Below are 8,510 nucleotides of genomic sequence, written 5' to 3'. Positions count from 1 at the left end.
GATCTGAATTGCCGGCGGCGCTTTCTCATCAGACTTTAGCCGTATGGTTCTTTTTGCCCTCCGTCTTCGTTTGGGACGGATCTTTCGGGACGCTCTGCGCGTTTTCCTGAATCTTTTTGCTATGGATCTTCCCGCCCACGCCGGAACCCAAAATGCCGCTTTCAATGCCGTTTGAAATGGTTTTAGCGATCTCCACGAAATCACTGGGCATCACCAAGGTGCGGGTATTCTGGTCGGAGCTGACCTCCGTCACCATCTGAATTCGGCGCAGCTCCAGGGCAATGGGATTGCTCTCAATTTCTTCGGCCGCCGCTTTGAGTTTCAGGGACGCTTGATATTCTCCGTCCGCTTTGATGATGCGCGCCCGGCGCTCGCGCATAGCCTGGGCTTCCTTAGCCATGGCCTTCTGCATAGCAACCGGGATATCAATGTCCTTCATCTCAATGGACTTGACCATCAAACCCAAGTCGCCCGCTACCACGTCCACGTTTGCCTTCATGGCCCGGTTGATGGCCTTGCGGTCGCTGAGGATTTCCTCCAGAGTATGCTGGCCGATTACATTTTTTAAAGTGGTGACCGCAATTTGAACGATCGCTTGCTCATAATCATGGGCAATCACCACCACGCGCTCCGGCCGGGTGATCTTATAATACAAAATTGCATTGATCTTGACCGTCACGCTGTCTCGGGTGACAACCTCCTGGCTGTCGATGTTGATGATGGAAACCCGCAGATCCACCCGTACTCTCCGGTCAAAGAAGGGGATGATCCAGTAAAGGCCGGGGCCCTTGCAGCTTTTGAGCCGGCCCAGGCGGAAAATCACGCCTCTCTGGTATTCCTTGTCCATGCGCAGGCCGGCAAAGAAGAACGCCAACACCAAAACGCAGATGGGAATTACGATGTAGACTTCCAAATAACAGCACCTCATTTTTGCTTATATTGGTATATTGTACGTCTTTTTATTCCATTTTTCAAGCAAATCTGAAAGAATTCCCACTTTTCTGCGGTTTTTATGCCATTTTCGCCTGCATCCCGTGCTTTGTCTGCTTTCTCTTACAGCATTCTGGATTGGTTGATGACCAGCTCGAAGGTAAGGCCGAGAGAATCCGCGGCCTTACGGCACAAAAGCATTCTCGATAGAAAAATTTCAAAATAATCCATCACCGGACAGATGGCGGTGTCGATGGACATTTGCAGCAAAACTGCCTTTTCCTCCCGCCTGACCTGCAGCTCGGTACGCTCTACAGCGTAGTTGACCCGGTCATGAATATCGGTCATAATGCCGCTTTTATTTCGTACACGGCTGCGGCGCACGTCGCTTTTGTCCGCCAGGATGAGCGCCGCCGCCACCTCGTTGACCGGGGCAGCCGTTCCTTCGTCATGGTGGCCGATGGCGGAGGCCACCACCGCCACCTCCTCCGGCGGCATCCCCAGGCGGGATAGAATGGAAAAAGCCATCAGCGCGCCGGACTGGGCGTGGTCCACCCGGTTGACCGTGTTGCCGATGTCGTGCAGATACCCGGCAATGGCGGCCAGCTCGCAGGTGCGTTCCTCGAACCCCAGCTCCCGCAGAAGGTTCGCGGCCACTCCCGCCGCCCGGCAGACGTGGGGCAGGCCGTGCTCGGTAAACCCGATGGCTCCCAGCACCCCGTTAGCCGCTTCGATATAGGCGCCGATCTCTTTATTTTTGCGGATTTCTTCATAGGTCACCGTGCGGTAAAAATGTTCCATATGCCGCCTCCTTCTCTTTTCGCGTCGCATTTTTTCTTGCATACCCGTGGCTTTCGATTTATTATAAGAATAAGCCTGTTTCCTGTCAAATAGGCTTTCTTCTTTGTGTGTGCATCAATCTTCCATAGGAAACGAGGGAATAGTAATTGACAGAAAACGAAAAAAATAATACTCTGATAACAGTGGATAGACGAATGGAGGAATGGCATTCATGACAATCCTAGTTGCCGGCGGCGCCGGTTACATCGGCAGCCACACCTGCGTCGAGCTGCTCAATAACGGCTACGACATTGTGGTCGCAGACAATTATTACAACAGCAGTCCGGTCGCTACCAAGCGGGTCAAGGAACTCACCGGCCGTGATTTTCCTGTTTATCAGGTGGACATTCTGGATCGGGACGGACTCTCCAAGGTGTTTTCCTCTCATCAAATCGACGCGGTTATCCATTTCGCCGGATGGAAGGCGGTGGGCGAATCAGTCCGTCTGCCTTTGACCTATTACCGAAACAATTTTACCGGGTCTCTAGTCCTGCTGGAGGTCATGAAGGAGCACGGGGTCAAAAACCTGGTGTTCAGCTCTTCCGCCACCGTTTACGGTACGCCCAAGCGGGTGCCGCTACGGGAAACCGACCCGGTGGACATCGCCACCATTACCAACCCCTACGGACGCACCAAGCTGATGATCGAAGAAATGCTGCGCGATTTGTATGTCAGCGACCCCGCCTGGAACATTGCGCTGCTTCGCTATTTTAACCCCATCGGCGCCCATGAAAGCGGCCGCATCGGGGAGGACCCCAACGGCATCCCCAACAATCTGATGCCCTACATCTCTCAGGTAGCCATCGGCAAACTGCCCGTCTTATCGGTGTATGGGGACGATTATCCCACGCCCGACGGCACCGGTGTGCGCGACTACATCCATGTGGTGGACCTGGCGGTGGGCCATGTCAAAGCGGTGCAGTGGCTCAACACAAACCCCGGAATCGACGCCATCAACCTGGGCACCGGCGTGGGCTACAGCGTGCTCGACATTGTGCACGCCTTCGAGCGGGTCACCGGAAGCGCGGTCCCCTATAAAATCGTAGGCCGCCGCAGCGGCGACGTACCCGCTTGTTATTCCGACCCCTCCAAGGCAAAGGCGGTCCTGGGCTGGCAAGCCCAGCGGGACCTGGAAGACATGTGCCGGGATACCTGGCGGTGGCAAAAGAACAATCCAAACGGCTACAACGAGTGACGGTGTACTGTCCGCGCCGTCCCTTTTCGAATAAGGTTCCCGGCGGGTTTCGCAAGACATAAGCGGAACCTGCCGGGCCTTTCTTTTTTTGCGGATAATTTTGAGTAAGTCTGGACAAACTAAAAATAAGGAATATAATACTATTTAGGTATACTTATTTATAACAGAAAGAAGGGAAAACCTATGAACAGTATTACCATTCGCATTGGAGGCATGCATTGCGCCGGCTGCGCGCTGGGCGTGGAGGCAGCGCTGGAGGACCTGCCCGAGGTGAAGAGCGCCGCGGTGGACCTGGCCAGCAACTGCGCGAAAATTTCCTTTGAAGGAGACGCTCTGGACATGACCCGGATCAAAAAAGCGGTGGAGGACACTGGCTTTACCGTAGAAGGTTAATGGGCACCCTTTCTCTCTTCTCTTCAAAAGGGAAGGGAGAAAGGATATTTTTCGACGAAATCTACTCTGGGTAATAGGAGGGTTGCCGATGAAAACGGCTTCTGTGAAAATCGGCGGGATGCACTGCGCCGCCTGCGCCACCGGCCTGGAACGAGCCTTTAAGAAAATACCGGCGGTTTCCTCCGCCGTGGTCAATTATGCGGCGGAACGGGCTACTGTGACCTATGACGAAAAGGAATTTTCCGATCAGGATATACGGAAAGTTGTCGAAAGTACCGGATTTTCCGTGATTGAGGAGGAGCGCGACCGGCCGGAGGAGAACCAGGCGCGCAAGCACAGGGAGGTTGTGATCTTCCGCACGAAACTGATTGTCTCTGCAGTCTTCACCCTTCCTCTTCTGTACATCGCCATGGCGCCTATGATCGGCCTTCCCCATTTTCTCGACCCGATGGAAGACGCCCGGGTGTTCGGCGTGGTGCAGCTTCTGCTCTGCCTGCCGGTCATCGTCGCAGGGTACCAGTTTTACACGGTGGGGTTTTCTTCCCTCTTCCGCGGCCGGCCCAACATGGATTCCCTCATTGCCATCGGCACCACCGCGTCCTTTCTCTACAGCCTCTATTCCATCTATTTGATCTTTCAGGGGGACCATATGTCCGCCCACAATCTGTACTTTGAATCCACCGCCACCATCATCACGTTGGTGCTACTGGGCAAGTTTCTGGAAATGCGCTCGAAGGGTAAAACCGGGGACGCTATCCAGAAGCTCATGGGCCTCGCGCCCAAAACCGGCCTGGTACTGCGGGACGGGCAGGAGCTGCAGATTCCCATTGAAGAGATTGTGGTGGGAGACGTGGTGCTGGTCAAGCCCGGCGAAAAAATCCCGGTAGACGGTCAGATTGTGGAGGGCTCCACCAGCATCGACGAATCCATGCTCACCGGCGAAAGCCTGCCGGTGGAAAAGGGGCCGGGGGACTCGGTGGTAGGAGCCAGCATCAACAAAAATGGGTTTATCAAGTTCAAAGCCACCAAGGTAGGAAAGGACATGGCCCTTTCCCAGATCATCAAGCTGGTGGAGGACGCCCAGGGCTCCAAAGCGCCTATTGCAAAGCTGGCGGACGTGATTTCCGGTTACTTTGTCCCGGTGGTGCTGGGCATCGGCCTGCTGGCCGGAATTGCCTGGTGGATCGGGGGCGAAGGCTTCGTCTTCGGGCTGACGGTGTTCGTGTCGGTGCTGGTCATCGCCTGCCCCTGCGCCCTGGGTCTGGCGACACCCACCGCCATCATGGTAGGGACCGGCAAGGGCGCGGAAAACGGGGTTCTCTTTAAAAACGCCGAAGCGCTGGAGATTACCCATAAGGTCAACACTGTGGTCTTTGACAAGACCGGCACCATTACTGAGGGAAAACCGGATGTGACCGATGTTGTAACCGCCGAAGGCGTAGATCAAAACCGGGTGCTGCAGCTGGCGGCTTCGGCCGAGCAGGGGTCGGAGCACCCTTTGGGCGAGGCGATCATCCGCGCGGCCCAGGAAAGCAAACTCTCTCTGCTGGAAACCACTAATTTTCAGGCAGTGACCGGTTTGGGCATCCAGGTCACGGTGGAAAACCAGGCGGTCATTCTCGGAAATCTCGCCCTCATGCAAAAGCACGGGGTGGATACCGCTGCCTACGACGACAAGGCCGCCGCCCTTGCAAACGAGGGAAAGACCCCTATGTATCTGGCGGCAAACGGACGGTTTTTGGGCCTGGTGGCGGTGGCAGATGTCATCAAACCAGGCAGCAAAAAGACCATCGAACAGCTTCACAAGGCGGGGATCAAAACGGTGATGATTACCGGCGACAACCGGCGCACCGCCGCCGCCATTGCAGGTCAGGTGGGGATCGACCAGGTGCTCTCCGAAGTCATGCCCCAGGATAAGGCGAAAACGGTCAAGGAAATCATGGACCAGGGCCAAACGGTGGCCATGGTAGGTGACGGCATCAACGACGCACCTGCACTGGCACAGGCGGATGTGGGCATTGCCATCGGCTCGGGCACGGACGTTGCCATCGAGTCGGCGGACGTGGTGCTGGTCAAGAGCGACATTCACGACGTATTAACCGCCATCCTCCTCAGCCGCGCCACCATCCGCAACATCCGGCAGAACCTGTTCTGGGCCTTCTGCTACAACACGGTTGGCATCCCCATCGCGGCGGGGCTCCTTTATCTGTTCGGCGGACCTCTGTTAAATCCCATGTTCGCTGCCGCGGCCATGTCGTTAAGCTCGGTGTCGGTGGTACTAAATGCATTGCGGCTGAATACCTTTAAGGTGAAAGAATAAGAAAATCTTGTCCCAATTAGGCTGGTTCGGGAAATTCCCGAACCAGCCTTTGTCGTAAAACGTCAACGCGGTGCTTTCTTCCCTTGCTCCCACTTACCATGAGGACGGTGCTTTGGAAACACTGCTGCTGAAATAAGGCTGTTTTGCAGCATATCCTCTTTTTCAAGACTCAGCGCATTTATCGCTAAATTCAATAAATAAAATTCGATTTCATTGAATCATTTCCGATTTTCTGGTAAACTCATGTATAATGAAACTGGTTTTTTTCATAAAAAACAAATTAGCACTAGCAGACATACGCACCACCTCCCAAAGGCTTGCCAAAGCAAAAAAGCCGTCCTCTCATAAAAGGGCGGCTTTTTTCTATGCAAACGCAGTACTTCGTTCGTTTATTCTTCGCTCTTGGCCATATTCTTGACCGCATCGAATTCCTTAAGCATCTCCGCAGAGGGCTTCTTGGTCAGGAAGCTGAAGAGAACGATGCACACAAGCGACAGGGCAAATCCAGGCACCAGCGAATAAAGTCCGGTGGCGGTGGAGAGAGTGGCGACACCCGACGCCATGGGGATCATCGGAATGTATTCCCACAAAATCACAGTCAAGCCGCCGGCGATGATTCCGGCCGCTGCGCCGCCGCGGGTGGTGCGCCGCCAGAACAAAGACAGCAGCACCAGCGGGCCGAAGGCTGCGCCGAATCCGGCCCAGGCGTTGGACACCAGGTTCATGACACTGGATTCCGGGTCGCGGGCTATGAAGTAGGCCACGACCGCGACCACTACGACCGCTACCCGGCTGAATTTGACCAGAAAATCATCGCTGGCCTTTTTGTTGATGAGGCCTTTGTAAATATCGTCCGAAATGGAGGAGGCCGTCACCAGCAGCTGGGAATCCGCCGTAGACATAATGGCCGCCAAAATGCCGCACAGGAACAGCCCGCCGATAAAGGCCACCGGTACAATCGCCTGTTCTCCGCCCAAGCCCATGAAGATCTTTTGGATCATCTGAATGAAAACCGTCTCGCCGTCGCCAGGCACGTCCGGGACAAATACCTTGCCCACAATACCCACGATCGCCGCAAAGGCCAGAGAGATAACCACCCAGACCATGGCGATGACGCGAGAGCGCTTGATTTCTTTGTTGGAGCGGATGGCCATGAAGCGCACCAGAATGTGAGGCATACCGAAGTAGCCAAGGCCCCAGGCAAGCTGGGAGATGATGGAGATGGCGGAAACATCCGCCCCGTTCTCCCGGAAAGGGTTGAGGAAGTCGGCCGGCAGCGCGCCGGTTACCGACTCGATGCCTCCTATGGCGGCCAGCGCAATGATCGGAACCGCCAGGATGGCCACAAGCATCATAATGCCCTGGATCAAATCGGTCCAACATACCGCATGGAAACCGCCCAGGAAGGTGTACACCAGGATAACCATCACGCTGATGAACAAAGCGATCTGATAGTCCACCCCGAACACCTGGGCAAAGAGCTTGCCGCCCGCCACAAAGGCGGAAGCAGTATACACGGCGAAAAAAACGATGATAAAGATGGCCGACGCCGTGCGCAAAATCCGGCTGGAATCCCGGAACCGGTTTTCAAAATATTCCGGCAGCGTCAGGGAATTGCCCGACTTGATGGTATACCGGCGCAGACGGCTGGCGACGAAAATCCAGTTGAGCAGCGTGCCCAGGCACAGGCCTACCGCAATCCAGACCTGGCCGGTGCCCATCAGGTAGATGGCGCCGGGAAGGCCCATCAGCAGCCAACCGGACATATCGGATGCCTGGGCGGACAGGGCGCCGACCCAAGCATTGAGCCCACGGCCTCCCAGAAAATAGTCGGACAGGTTGCTGGATTTCTTGTAGAAAACCCCTCCGATGGCGATCATCACACCCGTGTAAATCACAAAGGCAATGATGGTCCAAGTTGTGTTTGACATGTACACCCTTCCTTTCAATCTTCTCTTTTCCTTCTTCCTTTCCCCAAGCAGAAGGAACCCGCATTATTGCAGTAATGCGGTAAAAGATAGGAGTATTATACCGTATTTCTCCTCTTTGCACAAGCAATTTCGCCAATCTTCCACAAAAACGTCTCCCATTCTGTGTGTTGTGCAATTTTCCAAATCCCTTTTTAGTAATTATGAACGAATTATGACACATTCACAAGCTGGTATTAAAATTATTTATGCAACAGAAACGGTTTGTTACAATATTTTTCACATTTATCTCATATACTTTAATCGTGCTCTTAAAGAACGCCGTCACCCACCCAACACATTACATAAAGGAGCGAATCGACGTGAGCAAGCTGCAACAAAAAGCCGGCATCCTCGTATGCGTGACCGATCAGCCCTCCTGCGAGCGGTTAATCAAAGCCGGACGTCAGCTCGCAGATTTGATGGGATTGCCTTTGCAGGTCTTAAGCGTCCTGCCGGACCGAACAAGCGTGCAAGAAAGAGGAGAGGTACTCGAATTCCTATATAATGCGGCCGCCGAAAACGGCGCATCTATGACCATCTATTTCCATGATGACTCCGCGCTGATGACGGCCGGACATGTGCGCAAATACGGTGTGCGCCACCTGGTCACCGGAATGCCGCAGGACACTGGCTCCGGATTCGTCGGCGTGCTGCACAATCTGTGCCCCGACATTCCCATTACCATGGTATCCACGGACGGACGGTTGTTTACCCTGGCTCCTTCCTTCGAGTTTGCCCCTCATGTGAGCATGTCGAGCAAATGAAGGGAAAGAGCCACAATTGAAAAAGACTGCAATGCGGAAAATCCCCTGACGTAAATAAGGGAAGCGGGGGGGGGGGGGGGGGGGGGGGGGGGGGGGGG

General features: G+C 54.6%; 7 protein-coding genes. 4 read left to right on the top strand and 3 right to left on the bottom strand.

What is annotated here, in order from left to right:
• Positions 1–28: 28 nt before the first annotated feature.
• Together WMO26_RS13120 and WMO26_RS13115 are read right to left on the bottom strand one after the other, a co-directional pair.
• Positions 29–913: an SPFH domain-containing protein gene (locus WMO26_RS13120; protein WP_349221084.1), complete on the bottom strand. Its 885-nt coding sequence runs from the start codon at positions 911–913 to the stop codon at positions 29–31.
• 140 nt (positions 914–1,053) lie between these two features.
• Positions 1,054–1,731 (bottom strand): HD domain-containing protein, encoded by a 678-nt coding sequence (locus WMO26_RS13115; protein ID WP_349221083.1) that lies wholly within the window; start codon positions 1,729–1,731, stop codon positions 1,054–1,056.
• A 211-nt stretch (positions 1,732–1,942) separates the two neighbouring features.
• On the opposite strand from WMO26_RS13115, the gene galE reads away from it, so the two are divergent.
• From galE to WMO26_RS13100, 3 genes are all read left to right on the top strand, one after another.
• On the top strand, positions 1,943–2,965 hold the full coding sequence (gene galE, locus WMO26_RS13110) for a UDP-glucose 4-epimerase GalE (RefSeq protein ID WP_349221082.1): 1,023 nt from the start codon (positions 1,943–1,945) through the stop codon (positions 2,963–2,965).
• 183 nt (positions 2,966–3,148) lie between these two features.
• On the top strand, positions 3,149–3,358 hold the full coding sequence (locus tag WMO26_RS13105) for a heavy-metal-associated domain-containing protein (protein WP_349221081.1): 210 nt from the start codon (positions 3,149–3,151) through the stop codon (positions 3,356–3,358).
• Positions 3,359–3,446: 88 nt separating this feature from the next.
• Positions 3,447–5,678 (top strand): heavy metal translocating P-type ATPase, encoded by a 2,232-nt coding sequence (locus WMO26_RS13100; protein ID WP_349221080.1) that lies wholly within the window; start codon positions 3,447–3,449, stop codon positions 5,676–5,678.
• A gap of 389 nt (positions 5,679–6,067) precedes the next feature.
• On the opposite strand, the gene putP is transcribed toward WMO26_RS13100, so the two are convergent.
• Entirely contained in the window at positions 6,068–7,609 is a 1,542-nt protein-coding gene (gene putP / locus WMO26_RS13095) for a sodium/proline symporter PutP (RefSeq protein ID WP_349221079.1), read from the bottom strand.
• 359 nt (positions 7,610–7,968) lie between these two features.
• On the opposite strand from putP, the gene WMO26_RS13090 reads away from it, so the two are divergent.
• A complete protein-coding gene (locus tag WMO26_RS13090) occupies positions 7,969–8,412 on the top strand; it encodes an adenine nucleotide alpha hydrolase family protein (RefSeq protein ID WP_349221078.1) in 444 nt (147 codons plus the stop codon).
• The last annotated feature ends 98 nt before the right edge of the window (positions 8,413–8,510 follow it).

It is taken from the genome of Solibaculum intestinale, from assembly GCF_040096205.1.
GTDB classification, from domain to species: Bacteria; Bacillota; Clostridia; order Oscillospirales; family Acutalibacteraceae; genus Solibaculum_A; species Solibaculum_A intestinale.
Note: the sequence above shows the minus strand (reverse complement) of the source record. Positions and strands in the feature narration are given on the sequence as shown.

Excerpts from the sequence above, each read along its gene's own strand:
- putP (WP_349221079.1), bottom strand. The coding sequence starts at position 7,609 with ATGTCAAACACAACTTGGACCATCATTGCCTTTGTGATTTACACGGGT.
- WMO26_RS13105 (WP_349221081.1), top strand. The coding sequence starts at position 3,149 with ATGAACAGTATTACCATTCGCATTGGAGGCATGCATTGCGCCGGCTGC.
- galE (WP_349221082.1), top strand. The coding sequence starts at position 1,943 with ATGACAATCCTAGTTGCCGGCGGCGCCGGTTACATCGGCAGCCACACC.
- WMO26_RS13115 (WP_349221083.1), bottom strand. The coding sequence starts at position 1,731 with ATGGAACATTTTTACCGCACGGTGACCTATGAAGAAATCCGCAAAAAT.
- WMO26_RS13100 (WP_349221080.1), top strand. The coding sequence starts at position 3,447 with ATGAAAACGGCTTCTGTGAAAATCGGCGGGATGCACTGCGCCGCCTGC.